This window comes from Acinetobacter genomosp. 15BJ, from assembly GCF_000400715.1.
Classification (GTDB): domain Bacteria; phylum Pseudomonadota; class Gammaproteobacteria; order Pseudomonadales; family Moraxellaceae; genus Acinetobacter.
Window position 1 is genome coordinate 1855584 of record NZ_KE007347.1, and the last position, 20241, is coordinate 1875824.

General features: G+C 42.4%; 18 protein-coding genes. 8 read left to right on the plus strand and 10 right to left on the minus strand.

Going from position 1 to position 20241, the window contains the following annotated elements; translation table 11 throughout:
• Positions 1-17: 17 nt before the first annotated feature.
• The 5 genes from F896_RS05650 to F896_RS05630 form a co-directional block, all read right to left on the minus strand.
• Entirely contained in the window at positions 18-1352 is a 1335-nt protein-coding gene (locus F896_RS05650) for an MFS transporter (RefSeq protein WP_032882426.1), read from the minus strand.
• Positions 1353-1537: 185 nt separating this feature from the next.
• Positions 1538-2587: an anthranilate 1,2-dioxygenase electron transfer component AntC gene (antC, locus tag F896_RS05645; RefSeq protein WP_171069706.1), complete on the minus strand. Its 1050-nt coding sequence runs from the start codon at positions 2585-2587 to the stop codon at positions 1538-1540.
• 6 nt (positions 2588-2593) lie between these two features.
• Complete coding sequence (gene antB, locus F896_RS05640) at positions 2594-3085, minus strand: anthranilate 1,2-dioxygenase small subunit (RefSeq protein WP_016164465.1); 492 nt, start codon at positions 3083-3085, stop codon at positions 2594-2596.
• Positions 3086-3088: 3 nt separating this feature from the next.
• Positions 3089-4504, minus strand: coding sequence for an anthranilate 1,2-dioxygenase large subunit (gene antA, locus F896_RS05635; RefSeq protein ID WP_016164466.1), 1416 nt, complete (start codon positions 4502-4504; stop codon positions 3089-3091).
• Between the two features lie 256 nt (positions 4505-4760).
• A complete protein-coding gene (locus F896_RS05630; RefSeq protein ID WP_016164467.1) occupies positions 4761-5258 on the minus strand; it encodes a thioesterase family protein in 498 nt (165 codons plus the stop codon).
• A 170-nt stretch (positions 5259-5428) separates the two neighbouring features.
• Between F896_RS05630 and hemB the strand changes: the two genes are divergently transcribed.
• Positions 5429-6442 (plus strand): porphobilinogen synthase, encoded by a 1014-nt coding sequence (hemB, locus tag F896_RS05625; RefSeq protein WP_016164468.1) that lies wholly within the window; start codon positions 5429-5431, stop codon positions 6440-6442.
• A gap of 300 nt (positions 6443-6742) precedes the next feature.
• Positions 6743-7864 (plus strand): glycine oxidase ThiO, encoded by a 1122-nt coding sequence (thiO, locus tag F896_RS05620; protein ID WP_016164470.1) that lies wholly within the window; start codon positions 6743-6745, stop codon positions 7862-7864.
• On the opposite strand, the gene F896_RS05615 is transcribed toward thiO, so the two are convergent.
• From F896_RS05615 to F896_RS05605, 3 genes are all read right to left on the minus strand, one after another.
• On the minus strand, positions 7850-8755 hold the full coding sequence (locus F896_RS05615; RefSeq protein ID WP_016164471.1) for a TIGR01777 family oxidoreductase: 906 nt from the start codon (positions 8753-8755) through the stop codon (positions 7850-7852). The two genes, thiO and F896_RS05615, sit on opposite strands and share 15 nt — an antisense overlap.
• 85 nt (positions 8756-8840) lie before the next feature.
• Positions 8841-9287: an ABZJ_00895 family protein gene (locus tag F896_RS05610; RefSeq protein WP_016164472.1), complete on the minus strand. Its 447-nt coding sequence runs from the start codon at positions 9285-9287 to the stop codon at positions 8841-8843.
• A 289-nt stretch (positions 9288-9576) separates the two neighbouring features.
• Positions 9577-10026: a GNAT family N-acetyltransferase gene (locus F896_RS05605; protein ID WP_016164473.1), complete on the minus strand. Its 450-nt coding sequence runs from the start codon at positions 10024-10026 to the stop codon at positions 9577-9579.
• Between the two features lie 157 nt (positions 10027-10183).
• Between F896_RS05605 and F896_RS05600 the strand changes: the two genes are divergently transcribed.
• Positions 10184-10561, plus strand: coding sequence for a VOC family protein (locus F896_RS05600; protein ID WP_016164474.1), 378 nt, complete (start codon positions 10184-10186; stop codon positions 10559-10561).
• 29 nt (positions 10562-10590) lie between these two features.
• On the opposite strand, the gene F896_RS05595 is transcribed toward F896_RS05600, so the two are convergent.
• A complete protein-coding gene (locus F896_RS05595; RefSeq protein ID WP_016164475.1) occupies positions 10591-11373 on the minus strand; it encodes a crotonase/enoyl-CoA hydratase family protein in 783 nt (260 codons plus the stop codon).
• 163 nt (positions 11374-11536) lie between these two features.
• On the opposite strand from F896_RS05595, the gene F896_RS05590 reads away from it, so the two are divergent.
• From F896_RS05590 to F896_RS05580, 3 genes are read left to right on the plus strand one after another with little or no spacing between them, the layout of a single operon-like run.
• Positions 11537-12787, plus strand: coding sequence for an exonuclease SbcCD subunit D (locus F896_RS05590; protein ID WP_016164476.1), 1251 nt, complete (start codon positions 11537-11539; stop codon positions 12785-12787).
• Between the two features lie 9 nt (positions 12788-12796).
• Positions 12797-16393 carry an AAA family ATPase gene (locus F896_RS05585; protein ID WP_016164477.1) on the plus strand — a complete coding sequence of 1199 codons (3597 nt, stop codon included), beginning with the start codon at positions 12797-12799 and terminating at the stop codon, positions 16391-16393.
• A gap of 39 nt (positions 16394-16432) precedes the next feature.
• A complete protein-coding gene (locus F896_RS05580; protein WP_016164478.1) occupies positions 16433-17098 on the plus strand; it encodes an HAD family hydrolase in 666 nt (221 codons plus the stop codon).
• A gap of 53 nt (positions 17099-17151) precedes the next feature.
• Here the strand turns inward: F896_RS05580 and F896_RS05575 are convergent, their stop codons facing one another.
• Positions 17152-17844 carry a YggS family pyridoxal phosphate-dependent enzyme gene (locus F896_RS05575; protein ID WP_016164479.1) on the minus strand — a complete coding sequence of 231 codons (693 nt, stop codon included), beginning with the start codon at positions 17842-17844 and terminating at the stop codon, positions 17152-17154.
• 125 nt (positions 17845-17969) lie between these two features.
• On the opposite strand from F896_RS05575, the gene F896_RS05570 reads away from it, so the two are divergent.
• Together F896_RS05570 and F896_RS05565 are read left to right on the plus strand one after the other, a co-directional pair.
• Positions 17970-19007 (plus strand): type IV pilus twitching motility protein PilT, encoded by a 1038-nt coding sequence (locus tag F896_RS05570; protein ID WP_004655144.1) that lies wholly within the window; start codon positions 17970-17972, stop codon positions 19005-19007.
• 24 nt (positions 19008-19031) lie between these two features.
• Positions 19032-20150, plus strand: a complete 1119-nt coding sequence (locus F896_RS05565) for a PilT/PilU family type 4a pilus ATPase (RefSeq protein ID WP_016164480.1) — start codon at positions 19032-19034, stop codon at positions 20148-20150.
• The last annotated feature ends 91 nt before the right edge of the window (positions 20151-20241 follow it).

A 20241-nucleotide genomic window follows, 5' to 3' on the forward strand; every position in this document is an offset into this window, starting at 1 on the left:
ATACTGGGCTTTTTCCATTAACTGGTGCTTAACACGGGATTGACTTTATTGTTCTGACGCATGGCTTTTAAACTCAAGGCAATGAAAGCGATAAAGGTCGGCAAGGCCAGCAAATAGAAAATTCCGCCAAGGCTGATCTCATAGGTAAAGATATAAGAACCAAAGAACGCCCCGAAAATGGCACCGACTCGACCAATACCATGCATCCAAGACACCCCAACCGCACGACACTGCGATGGATAAAATAATGCCGCCAAAGGTAATAGAGACGATTGCGCCCCTGTCAGCAATGCCCCTATCAGGAAAATACTGATGCCAAGCAATAGGATGCTTGAACTGACGAAGCCTGCAACGATAAACATGATAAATGCAGTCAAATACGCATATTTAATCACCTGAGTTGGATTCAGTTTATCCATATACCAGCCCATGATGATGGCACCAATCACCCCACCAAAAGGGAAAATCGCGGCAATTAAACTAAACTGTTGTGTGCTAAAGCCTGCGGTTTTTAAAATGGTTGGCATCCAGCTGGTTAGCAAATAGAACACCAACAGGCTCATAAAGCAGCACAGCCATAACATCACTGAACCCCACAGATATTTGCCCAAAACTGTTTTCACTGGGCTTTCACTGTGATCCACATCAATATGTGGCAGCTCAATTTTGACCGTATCAGCAAATGCATGACCTTGAATTTTTGCCAGAATACTTTGCGCTTTGACTTGCTGCTCTCGTTTGATCAGATAAGGGACTGATTCTGGCAATTTCAGTAATAACACCACCACCAAAAATAGTGGAATAACGCCACCTAAAATCACCACTTTGGCCCAACCGAGATTTTCCAATAAATAGGCAGACAGCAGACCACCACAGGAAATCCCCAACATAAATCCACAACCCGCCAAACCAGTCAGGAAAGCTTTGCGTTTCGCAGGCATATATTCAGAAACAATGGTACTGATGTTTGGCATCGCCGCCCCCAAACCCACACCAGTAATAAAGCGGTAAATCATCAAGTCCTGCGTGGAAGAAGCAAAACCACACAAGATGGTAAATACTGAAAATAATAAGGTGGTGAATACAATCACCCCTTTACGTCCAAACCGATCTGCCAATGGCCCTGAAATAATTGCACCGATTGACATCCCCACCAGCGCTGCACTGAGTACGGGTGCCAATTCAGGTTTACTGATGCCCCAATCATCCAATAAGGCGGGCGCAATAAAACCAATAATTCCAGTATCTAAACCATCACAAAAAAACACCAAGAAACCCAGTGTAAATACCAACCATTGCAGTGGTGATAAGCGGTCACGATTGATTACTGTATTAACATCAACTGTCTTCATCTTTATTCCCTTAAAAGCAAATTCTGTTAAAACTTCTGTTGGTTGAATCAATTCAATATGTGCAGTCAATCTCTCCTTCAGAATCATTTGATTGCACACATCCCATATTTTAATTTTGAGAATGATATTTTTAATTGGATGAGAAAAAAGGGATGGTCATTACGATGTTCCATCCCTTTTCTCTGTTAAGCATCGAGTGCAATACGTGCACTGTTGCTTTGTAAAAACTTCTCGCTATAGAGACGGTAATTACTTAATGCTTGCTCATCCAGCCAGCTTTTGACCGCTTCAATCATCGGCGGTGGCCCGCATAAATACATATCAAAAGCCTGTTCCGCCAGTTGATCACGATTTAGGTGCTGATGGATATAACCTGTTTTTCCTGTCCAAGTCTCTGAAGATTGGGTGACGATGGGTTGATAGTTAAAATGCGGCATCCGTTCTGCATAGGCCTGTAAACGCGACTGTTCACATAAATCGGTTGCCTGATTAACGCCGTAAAACAATTGAATCACAGGCGCATCGGCTTGCTCGGCAATATTGTCCAGCATGCCTAAAAAGGCCGATAAACCTGTGCCGCCTGCAATAAACACCAACGGTCGTTGCACTTCACGTAAATAGAAACTGCCCAAAGGCGCCTCCATCATAATGGTTTGACCCACTTGACAGCGTTCACGTAAATAATTGCTCATCACTCCATCGGGCAATAACCGAATTAAAAATTGCAGTTGATTGTCTGGATTAGGGCGATTGGCAAAGGAATAAGAACGCCAATCCTCTGTTTCAGGAATCTGCAAACGCGCATATTGACCCGGCAGAAACTCAAGTTGCTTGGTATATGAACTGGCATCGACATGCAGGATGGCGGTGGTCTCTGAAACCAGTTCAACCTTGGTCACTTTGCTGGCAATTTTTAAGGTCTCACCTGCATGGCACATCTCGGAGCTATGATCAAAATAAAAGGCAGCATTGGATTTGACCCGCGTTTGACAGGCCAGCATTTTACGCTCAGCCAAATCACGCTCGCTCAAGGCATCTTCATCCACATATTCCTGCTCATAGATGCCTGTTTCACATTGACCCTGACAGGTTCCGCACACGCCCTCACGACAATCTAAGGGTAAATTAATGCCCTGACGAATCGCAGCATTGAGTAACAACTCATCCTCTTGGACTGAAATAAAAAAGGTTTTTCCATCGGCAAAATTAAGTGCAACTGAATGTCCCATCATGATGCTCCCTTAAACATGATAAAAATCTAAGACCGAATCAATTTTGTCATTCAGCAAAATCGTGTGCTGACGGCGAATACGGAATCCTTCCGCTGTTGGTCTTAACAGATAAGTCGCATGTCCATAGAAACAACCTTCCAGACCTTGACGGTTATATAAAGTGCTCCATCCGACTTTGGCTTCAATCAAACCATCTTGCAGACTTTTAACCTGTACATTTTGAATACTGTGCTGCGTGCGGGGTAATGGCGTGGCTGATGCCGCTTTGCCGGTACGGATACGAAATACACGGTCTTCCAGACCTGAGCGATCAGCATAATAGATATAAGACAAGCCCTGATTCGGATCTTCGACATAACGATGATCATCAATCCATTGCGGGATATGGTATTCACTATCTTCATCATACAATTCCAGATAGGCATCCCAATCATAGCGATCACACAGTTCAGACTTCTGATATAAAAATTGTGAAACAGCAAAGTGTAATTCAGCAGTCATGGCTTAGACCTCCTCTGTCACAGTATCTAGCTGATAGGTAATATCCTGCATTTTTAAGGCCTTGCGATTTAAGCCATCTAGCATTAAGCGCTGCCATTGACCGTGCTGATTGACATATAGACCTTCATGCGTCAGTTCACGGCCCGTGATCACAGGTTGAATCCCCAAATCCTGTGCATTCTGCGTCAGCTCATAACACCATTTATGCTGTCCACGGGAAATATCACTCCAACGCTCTAAACGTGCTTGGAAGCCTTTTTGCTGTTCGCGGAATTCCACCAGATCATCAGGCGTACCTAAGCCAGAGACATTGAAAAAGTCTTCAAACTGGCGAATGCGGTTACGACGTGCCTCAGCCGACTCGCCTTTTACCGCCAGACATTGACTAATCACTTCGGTTTTATTCCACGCCACAGGACGGACTATCCGCAATTGAGAACTGATCTGATCCATAAAGAATAAGCTTGGATAGAGGTTTAAGTTTCTTAACCGATGCATCGCCCATTCCGCACGCTTGGCACCATATTTTTCCAGCAGATAAGGCATCACTGTGTCATAGCCAGGACGCACGGCTGGATTTGGCATGTCACTGAATAGGACACTGTGACCATTTTTAAAACTGAACCAGCCATCATCAGTCTGGTTATCGCCTGCACCTAATTTGCTGTAATCCAAGGTATCCAGATCATCACCTTTGGATGCATTGACCTGTTGGCGATGTTGTACGGTTGAGACATAGTTATAGTGCACGGTACTGACGTGATAGCCATCCAGACCATTTTCATTTTGCAGCTTCCAGTTTCCTGCAAAGGTATAAGCAGACTTGCCTTGCAGGACTTCCAATTCACCTGTTGGTGACTGCTCCACCATTAAATCGAGGAATACTTTGGCATCACCCAAAAAGTCTTCAAGGCGATCGTTGGCTTGCGTGTCCAGACTGACAAAGACAAAGCCACGGTAGCTGGCAATACGTCCTTGTTTGAGGCCACGGCTAGACTTATCAAAATCTTCACAATATTCAGCAGGTGCTTTGACCTTGACCAGACGACCATCTGATTTATAGCACCACGCATGGAACGGACAGGTAAAGGTGGATTGATTACCTTTGGCCACACGGGTTAAGGTCGCACCACGATGTTCACAGGCATTGACCATGGCATGCAGTTGACCTTGGCCATCACGGCTAATAATCAGTGGTTGACGTCCGATCTGAACAGTTAAAAAATCATGATTGTTGGGAATTTCACTTTCGTGACATGCGTAGATCCAGACTTTTTCAAAGATTAATTCCATTTCCAAATCGAAAAGTTCAGCTTCAGTGAACATCTCGCGTGCGATACGGAATACGCCATCGTTCGGGCGAAAGTCGAGACATCCTGTAATAAAATCCTGCCATTCGGCAATATTACGTGTTGTCATTTTTATGTCCTCCAATCAATAAAAACCTTTTCTTGATTGAAGCGTGATTTAGTTCTTGGCTCTATCCACTTTTTCCAGATCTCTATCCAGTTTGTGAATCATTTTGACTCAGCTCGCGATGCGAATATTCAGGCACAAAAAAAGCAGGATTTAAGCCTGCTATAAAACAATGGGAGTGGCGAATAAAATGGTTCTGAAATGAAATCAGCCTCTCAAGCTTGGCATAAGAGGCTTTAAAATGTTTTATTTAAAAAGCTTAATATGCATATGAGGCAATCGCAGTTGCAATCGCTTTGCCTTCATCATTGACCATGGTCATACGCATGGTGCAACCCTTACGGCCTAGGCGTAAGGTTTCCGCACGGGCAATAAAGTATTTACCACGTCCCGGAGCCAGATAATCCACCCGCATATCCACGGTGGCTAAACGGGATACTTTCTTGATGGTATCGGGTAAATCTTCTGGTGTCGCACGGAGATAAAGCTGCTCCATCGCCGCCACACCGCCGATACTGTCCAGAATCGTTGCAGCGACACCACCATGTAAAATCTGAAATGCAACATTACCGACCAGTTCCGGCTGCATTTCAACATAGGCTTCAATTTGTCCATCAACAACACGCATGACCATGCCACTGTATTTAAAAAATGGACAAGCATTAAATGCTTTACATAATTGCTTTGAGACGACTTGGTGATCTGCTTTTGCACCTAACTGAATATTTCCAGTCCAGTTTCTCTTTACATCATTCATACGCGGCCTACACTCAACGGAAAGAATAACTCTCCATTCTTTTGCACAAATCTAAAAATATGGGGCTACAATAGCGGGGTTTGTAATTGAGTGATGTCGCTGAACTCTCCCCTAGCGTGGCTGAATCACTCAATTATTCCTATAGTGTAATACTGAACATCGAGATTGTTATGACTTATACGTTCAATCGTCCAGCTTTTCCTGCGACTCGCATGCGCCGTATCCGTAAAAATGACCAACTACGTGCCATGGTCAGCGAAACTCATTTAACTGCGAATCATTTGATTTATCCAGTGTTTGTATTACCAGGACAGCAACAAACCCAAGACATTCCAAGCATGCCAAATGTGCAACGCTTGTCGGCTGATTTATTACTAAAAAAAGCAGAAACCTTACTTGAACTTGGGGTTTCAAAACTTGCATTATTCCCTGTCACACCACAACAAGATAAAAGCTTAACAGCTGAAGCCGCTTGGGATGAAAATGGCCTAGTTCAGACAACCTGCCGTTTACTCAAAAAAGAATTACCAGAAATGGTCCTGATTACTGATGGTGCACTTGATCCTTATACCACACATGGTCAAGACGGTATTATTGATGACACGGGTTATGTACTCAATGACGAAACTGTGGAATGCTTAGTAAAACAAGCACTCAGTCATGCTGCGGCAGGTGCAGATGTGATTGCACCGAGTGACATGATGGATGGTCGTATCGGTGCAATTCGTCAAGCATTAGAACAAAACGATTTTATTTATACCAACATCATGGCCTATTCAGCGAAATATGCGTCGAGCTTCTATGGCCCATTCCGTGATGCCGTTGGTTCTGCCAGTAACTTGAAAGGTGGCAATAAATACAATTACCAGATGGATATTGGCAACCGTGCCGAAGCCTTGCATGAAATTGCGCTGGATCTGCAAGAAGGCGCGGATATGGTGATTGTCAAACCGGGTATGCCTTATCTGGATGTGGTGCGTGAAGTCAAAGATACCTTTGGTGTTCCGACATTTATTTATCAAGTCAGTGGTGAATACACCATGCTTGCGGGTGCGATTCAAAATGGTTGGCTCTCTGACAGCGTGATTCTAGAATCATTGATGTGTTGCCGTCGTGCGGGTGCAGATGGAATCTGGACCTATTTTGCGGAAGATGCAGCACGTAAATTAAAAGAGATGAAATAATTTCCTTTTATTTAGAATGTTCTAAAATTTGATACGCGGAAACGTCATCTGCAACCTGCGCAGTGCTAAAAAGATATAAGATATTGGACTTATAGCTGAATGCATAAAGCTGAAAAAATTGAACAGGTTTTGCAGATGACAATGCCTTTGCTTACTTTGGGCAAAACCAAAGTAAGTCCAGCTGAAAGCTAATCCTAAAATAGATTGAGAACTCAGCAAGACTCCGCCGCGTATTTATTCTGAGTAATTTAGATCAAATTTGGATTCTCATCCAAATTAAGCAAATAAAACTGGTTTAACATGCATATTGCCATCATTGGTGCGGGTATTAGTGGCTTAATGTCAGCATTGGAACTTGCTGAACAAGGCTGCTCTGTCGATATTTTTGACCAACAGCTTGCAGGTCAAGCTGCCTCATGGGCGGGTGGAGGTATCCTCTCACCCATGTATCCTTGGCGTTATGCACCCGAAGTCAATCAGCTAGCCCAATACGGCAAACCGCTCTATCAAATATGGAATGAAAAATTGCTGCCCATCACTGGCATTGATTTTCAAATCCACGATACAGGCATGCTGATCTTTGATCAGGAAGATTTCGAGATTGGCTTGAATTATGCCACGCGACATCAAGAGCCGATGCAACACTGTGAACTGCTCAACCGCCCCAAACTCGAAAAGATTAATCCCTATATTTCCCAACAATTCCAACAAGCCATCTATTTCCCACACCTGTCCAATGTTCGTAATCCACGCCTATTACAATCGTTAATTTGCTACTTAAAACAACATCCTGCGGTACGTTTTTTTGAACAGTGTCCTGTTGAAAAATTGATGATTCAAAATAAAAAAGTTCAAGGGATTGAAACTGAGGATGGTCAGAAATTTAGCGCAGATCATGTTGTGATTACCTCTGGGGCATGGAGTCAACAATGGCAGCAACAGATTCAACGCCATATCCCTGTACATCCCGTGCAAGGGCAAATGCTGTTATTTAAAACCCCTGAAAACTGGCTGCCGACCATGTGTATGAATCGAGTGATGTATTTGATCCCACGTCAAGATGGTCATATCGTCTGTGGTTCAAGCATGGCAGAGACTGGCTTTAGCACTGCGGTGGATGCAGACACCCAACAGAATATTCTCACTGCCTGCTTGGAAATGGTGCCCGAGCTTAAACAATTCCCGATTGTAAAACGTTGGGCAGGTTTACGCCCAAGTTCTCCACAAGGCATTCCCTATATCGGCGCAATGCCTGAACTGGAAAATCTTTGGGCCAATTTTGGACATTTCCGCAATGGCCTATGCATGGGCTCTGGTTCGGCGCGTCTGCTACGCCAGCTCGTTTTAGGACAAGATACGCTGGTCGATCCGAATGCTTATTCACCTCTACGCTTAAAACAACAGGATTTAATTTCTTGCTAGAATTTCAGTTAAAGCTGTATTCAAATCTGGATATTGAAATTGAAAGCCCTGTTCCAGCAAAGCCTTGGGCGCCACATTTTGACCATTTAAAATCAATTGCGATTGCTCTCCCAACATCAATTTAAAGATACATTTTGGAGCCATCATAAAAGGTTTTCGCTTTAAAATATGAGCAGCCGTTTCAGCGAATTGTTGTTGATTGATTTGTTCAGGTGCGACAAGGTTATACACCTTTTGACTGTGATTGGATTGCAATAGAAAAATCATGGCATTCAGTACATCTTGGATATGAATCCACACCACTGGTTGCTGCCCTGAACCAATTTTTGCAACAGCGTTCAGCCGAATCGGTAACAGCATTTGCGGCAAAATCCCACCCTGTCCAAAAACCACAGCTAAACGAATGATCTTGGTATTTTGTTGGCTAAATTTTAAGGCGGTTTGCTCCCACTTCTGGCAAAGTTCAGACATAAAAATCGCTTGCGGTGGTGTATTTTCATCACAAACAAGCTTCCACTGTTCTTGTGGATCAATACCGTAATAACCAATCGCAGAACCAGAAATAATGCATTTCGGAAAAATTTGCCGTTGTTCCAGCCATTGATACAGTTGTTCTGTCACCGCAACACGGCTGTGTATTAATTGTTGCTTACGCTGTTCAGTCCAGCGTTTTGCACCAATATTTTCACCAGCCAGATTAATTACATAATCAATCTGTTGCGTTTCTATTTGATCAAGATCATTCACCCAACGTAGCGCTGAATGCTGAGAAACTCGATTGGACTGTCGGGTCAGTGCGATGATTTGATATTGTCGTTGCAATAAAAAAGGCAACAAATGAGAGCCAATAAAGCCACTTGCGCCTGTGATTAAAACCGTCTGCTTCTGCATTGCACTCTCATCCTGCATGATATTGATCAGCTCGATATTTAAGTCTTAGCAGAATGAAAGTGAATTACAAGTGAACTTTGTTCAACTAGTTGAACATTTTATTGGCCATTCTCTGTGCTTGCGGTCCATAAAACCAATAGGTAATTAAAAATAGCGGCACGGCAATCACAAACCACATCGCCAATACCGTCAGCAAAAATTGTGGCTGTTTCAGATAGAGTAAAAAGTTCTGCCAAACTTCGGGATCTTTACGTGCAAAAATAAACAGACCGAGGAGTAAGCCACATGCGTTATAGCCCCAAAAGATCAGACTAAAGCCGATGCTTAAGCGTTTCCGTTCCTGTGGCGTCGGTGCACGGCGTTGTTGCTTGAGAAATTTGAATAAAATAACAATGATCGCAATTAAATAAGGAACCGCAGTCAACACACCACCAATACTATTGGGTAAAATAGCTGCTAGTACACCTGCCAACAATGTCGCAGTAAAACAAATTATAAAAAACCAGAGATAGTACAAACGTAATGAAATCATAAAGATAAACCTAATTAGACTGGCTTTAGAAAATAATTATAAATTTTTTTCACTTTTTTTTCATTTTTATGTCAACCAATCCTCAACCAGTGTCGTTATATAAGGTATAAGGTCGCAGCAACCGATTGTACATTGCACGGCATCCGCAATGTTTTCGGTGACCTTTCATTATGACTCTCCATCTTTAACAATGGTTGTGTTAGCAGCCAGAACCATTGGAAAAGATTTTGACCGACGATTTATCATCACTCGAATCGTCGGTTTTTATTTGCCCGCAATTGGGGTTTGATCAGGTATTGGCTACATACATTTTAATCAGTCCACCCTCATCTTCTGTCACCGTAGTTAAAAATGTCCAGCCGCACTTTTCGTAGAAATCATCTAGGTCTGTCACCAAATAGAGCTTTTCATATCCTAAACTTTTCATCTCTGTTCGAGCAAAATCCAGCAGTTGTTTGGCGATATTTTGCTTTCGATAAGAAGTTTCAACGAATAAAGCGCATAGGTTTGGGCTGAGATCTTTTCGATTATGGAAATCATTGTCGATCACCCCAGTGCCAGCAATGATGTGCTGATGTTCATTCAGCATCACATACCATTGTGGAATTCCTTCTGGCTGTTCAATCGAGCTTTGTATGCTGTCTCGATAGACCTCGACAGGAATCCCCCATTTGTCCGAAAACCACATTGCAGCCTGTTCTCGCAATTCAGGATGATTCGCTAATTTAATAATTTTCATCAATGCAGGATTAACCTCTTATATCTTTCTCAAATGTATTCAATGCGATTTTATGATCAAACACAAAAATGCGCAGCTGCTTACATAAATCTCTCATTTTCCAATTCCATATCTCTTTAGAATAATTCTACGATTATAAAAATTAAGGACAGATTGAATGAACAACATTATTTATTTTGAAATTCAGTCATCAGATCCACAACGTGATATTCACTTTTATCAATCCGTATTTGGCTGGCAATTTGAAAAAGTAGCAGGCCTACCCATTGAATATTATCGTATCGCAACAACAGGAATTCATGGCGGTTTATTACAACGTCCTGTAGCAACACCAGCAACAGGATGTGGAACCAATGCCTTTACCTGTAGTATAGAAGTGGCAAATTTCGATGAAACTGCAGCTAAAATTTTAAGTTTAGGTGGGATTACCGCCATGGATAAATTCGCAATCCCCAATCGCTGCTGGCAAGGCTATTTCATCGACCTCGATCATAATACCTTTGGGATTTGCGAAATCGATGAACAGGCGCAATAACTTGCTAAACTCAAGTTAAATTAAAATGATTATCGACCCTTAAACTGCGGTGGGCGTTTTTCTAACATAGCGCGAACCCCTTCTTGTGCATCTTCCGATACAAACAACGGCATCAAATAACTGTTCATTTTTTCAAATGCAACAGTTTGCCCCTGTGTCACGGCATCAGTTGCAGAAGCCAATAACGCTTGTACTGCCAATGGTGCAGCACTACAAATCTCTTTGGCAATTTCCAAGGCGCGTTCAAGTTGTTGCCCTGATTCCACCACTTCAGAGAGGAGATTCAGTTCATATGCCGTTTTGCTATTAAAGGTTTTACCCGTCAATAAATAAGGCATCGCTTTTTGCCAACCGGCAGCTTGTACAAAGCGCACCGTTGCCCCACCAAAAGGCATAATCCCACGTTGAACTTCAAGCTGACCAAATACTGTATTTTCACTGGCAATCACCACATCAGCATTCAGCATTAACTCCACCCCAGCGGTGTAACAAATCCCTTGTACAGCCACCACCACAGGCTTAGTTCGATGTCGCCCACCCGTTCCCCACGGATTAATCTGATCAGCCTCAAAATTAAAAATACCTTGTGAAATTTTGGACTGTAATTCCACCAGATCTAAGCCCGCAGTAAAGTGATCACCATGCGCAAAAATCACGGCACAGCGCAGTTCAGGGTTATTTTCATATTCAGTCAAAGCTTGAGATAGGTCATGAATCATATGGCTATCAAAAGCATTACGTTTTTCCACCCGATCCAGACCGATCAGCATAATGTGATCAACAATTTCACGGCTTACTTTACCTAAGCTCATTTTATCTTCCTCATTGTTAAAATAATGGTCTGGAGATCAAACTAGAGCATCGTTGAAAAATGATCAAGGCAGATCTTGTAGTGCTTTTCTGCTCAGTAAGACTCTCCCTTCCCCCTGAATACGTGCTACCTTATTCAGGTTTATTTTATTTTTAGATTCATTTATGACCGTGCGTTTTTTTCATACGTCTGACTGGCATTTGGGGCAGTTTTTTTATAATCATTCCCGCCACTACGAACATGAACAATTTCTGGCATGGTTACTTGAGCAGATCAAAGCCAAACAACCGCATGCCTTATTGATTGCGGGCGATATTTTTGATGTGATTAATCCCAGCTCACAGGCACAAAAACAACTCTATCAATTCCTTGCCGATGCGCATGAACTTGCCCCGCATATGCAAACTTTAATGATTGCAGGCAATCATGACTCAGGTTATCGCATTGAACAAGTTGAACCCTTATTAGAAAAATACAATGCTAAAACGGTCGGTGTGATTCGTTGGAATCAAGATAAAAGCCTCGATTTAGAACGTTTAATTTTACCGATTTATGATGAAGAAAAGCAGATTGTAGCGTGGTGTATTGCCCTGCCATTCCTACGTTCAGCTGAAATCACAGGCTTTAATGAGCACACCACCAACAGCCAAAATGCGATTGCTTATCTACACCAACAGTTAATCGAAGAAGCTAAACGCCGTAAAACCGATGATCAGGCCCTGATTCTGATGTCCCATGCGCATATGCAAGGTGGAGAAACGTCCGATTCAGAACGGCCGATCATTATTGGTAATGAAGAAGCCCTATCTACGGCTCTGTTCGACGACAGCATTGATTATGTGGCACTGGGTCATTTGCATAAACCACAAAAAGTGCAGCATCCACATATTCGTTATAGCGGTTCACCGATTCCACTGTCATTTAGTGAAATCAACTATAAACATCAAGTAGTTGAAGTCACGCTTGATCCTAAAAAAAGTGAAGATTCGTTTAACTTTGAAGCTTTGCCGATCCCCAGAAGTATTCAACTGCATAAAATTAAAGATGAACTCACTGTAGTCATGCAGCGCCTTCGTAATCTGCCAAATGAACCGATAGAAAATCTCGAGCATCGTGAATATGTCGATATCGAATATCATACTGCGACGCCACCACAGCCTAATCTACGACAACAATTTGAAGATGCCTTGCCGAAAGATCGCTATCGGCTGGTGCGGATTTCCAGACAATATCTATCCAATGAAAGCAATGCAGAGAGCAAGCAAACTATTAGCTTAGAACCACCGACACCCGAAAAACTATTTCAGCAAATTTGGGAGAAAAAGGGCTATCACACCGATGATGAAGTCACTCAAGACTTTATGAGTTTGGTCGCAGAAGCGCAAAAGCAACTTGAAGATGATCAGACTGTTTAAGGACTTGCCATGAAAATTTTATCAATTCGACTGAAAAATTTGGCATCTCTGGCAGATGAGCATTTTATTGATTTTGAAACTGAGCCTTTGGCCAGTGCGGGACTGATCGCCATTGTCGGAAAAACAGGTGCGGGTAAATCTACGATTTTAGATGCCATGTGTCTGGCCTTATTTAATAAAATTCCCCGCCTCAAAGAAAGTGACGGCAAGCTGTTAGATGTCGATGGTTCTGAACTGCTGACCAACTCCCCTTTAACGGTTCTACGTCGCGGCACAGGCCATGGTTTTGCCGAACTGTGTTTTGTAGCACAAGACCAGAAACATTACCTCGCACGTTGGGAAATTAAACGTGCCCGTGAAAATGCCAGTGGTAAACTGCAAAGTGTGCAACGCTCACTCAAATGCCTAACAGATGGTGTAGTGATTGCAGATAAAACCAAAGCGGTTGAAGCCCATATTCAACAGATTACTCAACTGAGTTTTGAGCAATTCACCCGTGCAGTACTGTTGGCGCAGTCCGAAGTCACGGCATTTTTAAAGGCACGCGATAATGAGCGTGGTGAATTACTCGAATATCTAACCAACTCCAGTATTTTTGCCAAAATTGGACAACTGGCTTTTGAAAAGACTCGTGAAATTAGCAACCAACGCAAGCAACTGGAAAATGTGCTCGGTCATATTGAAATTCGCTCAGATGAAGAAGTTGCCGAATTACAGGCTCAATTCCAGCAGATACAACAACAGGTTCAACAGTTGGAAGCCGACAAAGTTCAGCTTAATCAACAGCAACAATGGTTTGAACACCGACAGAAACTCGAAACTGAAATCACACTGAAACAGCAACAGCATGACATTCAAATTCAAGCGCATCAGGCTTTAGCCGCAGATCGCAATCGACTCAGCCAACTCGAAATCTTTTCAGGCATTCGTCCGATTGTTTTCCAACAGCAACAACTGGAAAAAGTACTGCAACAGCTTGAACCACAGATTCAACACAAACAGCAGCAATTTACCGCTTTAAGCACCCAATTTGAGCAACAAAAAGCGGCTTATACTCAGGCTGAAACGGCCTTACAGCAATTCCAGAGTTTTGAACAAAACCATCAGCACGAACTCAGCCAAGTGCGTAAATATGTACAGGAACGGGAATATATTGCCGATGAATATAAGAAAACTAAAGTCCGTTTAAACCAAAACGAAGCGCAACAACAACCATTGCTTGAGCAACAACAGCAGTTTGAACAAAGTCGCCACAGCCTATCCATACAACAACAGCACTGTTCTGAACAATTGCTACAAAGCGCACAATTCTCCGCTTTAGATAAAGGCTTGAATGCACATCTGCAGCAACTAAAGCAATTTATTCAGCAATACCAAAAAGTCGAACAGAATTTAGGTTCGATTCAACACGCACAGTCCAAGCTTAAACAAGATCAGATCGTATTGAATGAGCTCATTCAAAAATTTGGTACACCACAACAGATTGAAAGCCAGCTTGAACAGAAACAAAAACTCAGAGAACAGCAACAAGCCCGACTGAATCAACTGGATCTGATTCAGCAAAAGTTACAGCATTATTTTGAACTTAAAAAAGAACGTGATGAGCTAAACCATAAGCTCAGTAGCACTCAGCTACAACACCAACAGCTTGAACAACAACTACAAACCAGTCAAGTCGAGTTCCAGTCTGCCAAAAATGAACGGGAAAAATTACAGCAGATATTGCAACAGCAACGTTTATTGCATGCTGAAAATATTGAACATCTGCGTGCTGAACTCAAACACGGCGAAGCTTGTCTGGTCTGTGGCAGCACCGAACACCCCTATCGTGATGATGCCAGTCAGCTCTCCAAAGCCTTGTATGAGCTACAACAACAGCAAGAGCAACAGGCTATTCAACAGGAACAACAATTTTTCCAGCTTTGGCAAAATACACAACAGCAATTTACCCAGATTCGTACCGAACTGACGCAATTGCAATCTGCCATGCAACAAGCGGATGACAAATTCAAGCTACAACATCAGGAATTAATCAAACATACAGCACAGTTCGAGATTCAGTTAGATTTAAGTCAACCGTATGTGGAAACGACTAGAGCTCAACAGCAATACATCAGTGAGACAACCCAATTCAAACAGCAGATTGAAATTGAGTTACAGCAACTGCATCAGGCCAATAAAGACCACTATAACCTGACTCAAACGATTCAAAATATCCGCCACCAACTGGAAAGCGTACAGCAGTCACAGCAACAGATTCAACATGTTATAGATTGCCTGAGCAGCGATGAACAAAACTTATGGCAACAGCAAACGCTGAGCTCTGCTCAACAGCTAGCACAACGTTTACAGCAACGTGTTCAATACCTTGAACAAGCTGAGAGCCTAAGCAAACAACAGCAGCAGCTTGAACAGCAACTGAATCTATTAAAGTCCAATTTAACAAGCATGATCACTCAACATGCAGAGTTTAGTCAGCAACTCAAAGATGTCGAGATTAAAGGCAAACAAAATACAGAGTCAGCACATCAACTGATTGTGGCAATGACAGGTTTAACTGAGCTTAAAGCCAATGAATGGTTAAACCAGCACGACCAACAGCGTCAGCAACTCCAAAATCAATATCAGCAAATCAAGCAGCGTTTTGAACAGGCTCGTCAAAGTTTTGAACAGCAGAAAAATGAACTGGAACAGCTCAAAGCCCAACAGCAACAACAACTATCTACCCTTGCTCAATCTAAAACTGAAATTCGAAGGTGGTTAAGCCAGCATCCTGAATTAGAAGAACATTTATTAGCTGATTTACTTGCTATTCGTGCTGAACAAGAGCAGCACATTCGAACATCGCTACAAAATGCAGAACGTTTACTCAATGAGGCCGGCTCTGCACTAAAAACGCTGCAACAGCAATTACAGATGCATCAGCAACAACAGCCACCCATCGAATACACCCAGTTGCTTGAGCACATCCATCTCAATCATGAGAACTTACAGCAGCAAGCCGAACAACGTGATCAGTTCAAACTGAAATTAGAACTACATCAACAAAATGTAGCCAAGCAAAAGCAGTTTGCAGACCAGATCCAACAAATTCAGCAGCAGGAACATCGCTGGAATAAAATCTCCAGTTTGATTGGTGATTCTAAAGGCAAGGATTTCCGTGATTTAGCCCAGCAATATAATCTGGATATTCTGCTTGAATATGCTAATCAACAACTCAGCATGTTGTCACAGCGTTATACTTTAAAACGTTTGGATAACTCCCTCAGCCTAGCCATCATTGACCATGATATGGATGGAGAAACTCGTTCAGTGGCTTCTCTGTCAGGTGGTGAGTCCTTCCTCACTGCCCTTGCGATTTCCTTGGCAATTGCCAATATGGCTTCTGGTTCCATGAAAATCGAATCGCTATTTATTGATGAAGGCTTTGGTACTTTGGACGCTTCTTCATTGCATATGGTGATGAATGCGCTGGATCAATTACAAAGCCAAGGGCGTAAAGTGGTGTTGATCTCGCACATTCAAGAAATGCATGAACGAATTCCTGTACAAATTCAAGTACAGCCGATTGGATCAGGTTCGAGTCGGATTGAAATTGTTGGCTAAAGCATTATGATGATTAAATAATCATAATGCTTAAATCACATGAATCAGAATAAGGCTGTTATTTTTGACCTCGATCAAACCTTACTTGATCGAACGACGTCGTTAATAAGATTCCTCACTTGGCAGGTTAATTTTTTTCAATTAATTTCAGCCAATGATAGAGAGCCATTTATCCAACGGTTTCTTGAATTAGATGATAATGGTAAAGTTTGGAAAGATCGTGTTTATGAAAATCTGATTCAGGAATTTTCAATTCAAGGCTATTCAAAAGAAATACTTTTAGCAAGTTATATTCATGATTTTAATAAATTCTCATGCTGCTTTGAACATGTAGAAAACACCATCATCCAACTAAAACAGCAAGACTATTTAATTGGATTAATCTCTAATGGCAGAACACCCTTTCAAGAACATAATTTTTATGCTCTAGGTCTGACTGAATTCTTTTCTAGCATCATTGTTTCCGAAGCAGTCGGACTTAGAAAACCAGATCCCGCAATTTTTCTATTATCTTGTCAGCAGCTTAGTGTTCACCCACAAGATTGTGTTTTTGTCGGTGATAATGAACAGGCAGACATACAAGGTGCAAAGGCTGTCGGGATGAAAACCATTTTCTTTCATCCCAATCCAGCGATTTCCTCAGCAATAGCGGATGCCAACTTTCATCACTATGAAAAACTAACGACTATAGTGAGCAGCATCTAATTCAATAAATAGAACTAAAAATGGGCTTCTTGTCAGTTTTAAAGTCGAATCTCTTAATTTTTTTCTGAATAATCCCGTGCTCCGAATAATGCAGTTCCTACCCTCACCATGGTTGAACCCGCCGCAATCGCAGCGTCCAAATCAGCAGACATGCCCATACTTAAAGTATCCCAATCTTGCGGCTGTGCATGTTGAGCTTTCACTTGCTCGAATAGCACTTTAGCTTCAGCAAAGGCAGCATGATTTTCAGGTGCAGGAATCACCATCAAACCACGTAAACGAAGATTTGGAAGCTGGCTAATTTGCTGAACAAGTTCAGCAACCTCGGCAGGTTGGCAACCATCTTTAGAATCTTGCCCATCAATATTCACTTGCAGACAAATATTCAATGGTTGTAGAGCATCTAAACGCTGACTGGACAATCGTTCAGCGATAATTAAACGATCAACCCCATGTACCCAATCAAATTTTTCAGCCAGAGGTTTGGTTTTATTACGCTGTACATGACCAATAAAATGCCATTCGACCTCTAGTTCTTTTAATTCCTCAATTTTTTCTAGTGCTTCCTGTAAATAGTTTTCACCAAAACAGCGCTGCCCGACTGCATACATTTCGCGAAGGCTAGAACTTGGATGTGTCTTGGAAACCGCCAACAATTGTACCGTTGCAGGATCACGTTGCACGTGCTGACAGGCCTGTTCTATTTGATTTAAAACAGATTGGCGGGATTGTTGCGATTGATTCATTGACACAGTTCTCATTTACGAAATCTTTTTTTGCTTTCCATTCTTTAAGGTGTTGGTAAGCCCGAATGAAAGCCTTATATTATTCTACAAAATAATGAGACATTTTAGTTTGTTTCGGGGAAATTATGGATATTACAGAACTACTCGCCTTTTCGGTCAAAAACGGTGCTTCAGATTTACACCTTTCAGCGGGTATGCCTCCTATGATTCGTGTGGATGGTGAAGTTCGCCGTATTAACTTACCAGCACTTGAACATAAAGATGTACATCGCTTGGTGTACGACATTATGAATGATAAACAACGTCGTGACTTTGAAGAAGATTTAGAAACCGACTTCTCATTTGAAGTACCGAATATTGCCCGCTTCCGTGTCAACGCATTTAACCAGAACCGTGGTGCCGGTGCGGTGTTCCGTACCATTCCATCTAAAGTGTTGACCATGGAAGATTTGGGCTTAGGTTCAATTTTCAAAGAAATCTGTGATTATCCACGCGGGATTGTGCTTGTGACAGGCCCAACGGGTTCGGGTAAATCGACCACCCTTGCAGCGATGATCGACTATATTAACGAAAACCGTTATGACCATATTTTAACCGTCGAAGATCCAATCGAATTTGTACATCAATCGAAAAAATGTTTGATTAACCAACGTGAAGTACATCGTGATACACACGGCTTTAATGCTGCACTTCGTTCAGCACTGCGTGAAGACCCAGACATTATTCTGGTCGGTGAGATGCGTGACCTTGAAACGATTCGCTTGGCACTGACTGCTGCGGAAACAGGTCACTTGGTGTTTGGTACACTGCATACCACCTCTGCGGCGAAAACCATTGACCGTGTCATCGACGTATTCCCTGCAGAAGAAAAAGATATGGTGCGTGCCATGCTTTCTGAATCACTGCAAGCCGTGATTTCTCAAACACTATTGAAAAAGAATGGCGGTGGTCGTGTAGCTGCACATGAAATCATGATCGGTATTCCTGCGATTCGTAACCTTGTACGTGAAAACAAAGTTGCACAAATGTATTCTGCAATCCAAACAGGTGCCAACTACGGTATGACCACTTTGGATCAAAGCTTGAAAACATTGGTGTCTAAAGGCTTAATTAGCCCACAAACTGCACGTACTGTGGCCAAACAACCCGAATCATTCCTATAAGAATAAATGGATTAGAGAAATATCATGGACTTTAATGATTTACTCAATTTGATGATTCAACAAAATGCATCGGACTTATTTGTCACTGCGGATGTTGAACCTTCAATGAAAATTAACGGGCAGATCGTGCCTGTCTCTAAATCGAAACTTTCAGGGGAAATTGTGGGTCAACTGGTTCAATCCATCATGACCGACAAACAGCGTAAAGAGTTTGCAGAGACGCGTGAATGTAACTTCGCGATCATGAACCGTGAAAAGACAGCACGTTTCCGTGTCAGTGCGTTTCAACAACGTGATATGCCAGGCATGGTACTGCGTAAGATCGAAACGCATATTCCAAGCATGGATGATCTCAAACTGCCAGAAGTACTTAAAGAGCTGGCCATGACCAAACGTGGCATCATCATTTTTGTTGGTGCGACAGGTACAGGTAAATCGACTTCTTTGGCGTCAATGATTGGTTTCCGTAACCATAATTCTAAGGGTCATATCATCACCATTGAAGACCCAATCGAATTTGTGCATCAACATGCAGGCTGTATCGTGACGCAGCGTGAAGTCGGGATTGATACCGATTCATTTGAGATTGCACTGAAGAATACACTACGTCAGGCACCAGATGTGATCTTGATTGGTGAGATCCGTTCACGTGAAACCATGGACTATGCCATCGCTTTCGCCGAAACAGGTCACTTGGTACTTGCTACCCTGCATGCCAACAACGCCAACCAAGCCCTTGATCGTATCATTCACTTCTTTGAAGCAGACCGTCATAGTCAATTGTATATGGACTTGTCGTTGAACTTAAAAGCACTCGTCGCACAGCAATTGATTCCAACCCCAGATGGTAATTCACGTCGTGCTGCGATTGAGATTTTGATCAATACACCACTTTTGGCTGACTATATCCGTAAAGGTGAAATTCATGAGATTAAAGATCTGATGAAACGTTCACGTGAGTTGGGTATGCAAACCTTTGACCAAGCCCTATTCGACCTTTATAAGGCAGGTCAGATCACCTACAAAGATGCCTTAAAGCATGCGGATTCACCAAACGACCTACGCCTAACCATCAAACTGTCAGAAGAAGGCGCAGACCAGTTATTGAGTGCCAGCCGCAACATCACCTTTGATGGCCAGTAATTCAAATTAAGCCATTAAAAAAGGGAAGGTTTTTGTAACCTTCCCTTTTTTATTTGTTCAATTTTCGTGAACACTTAGATTTTTACTCAAC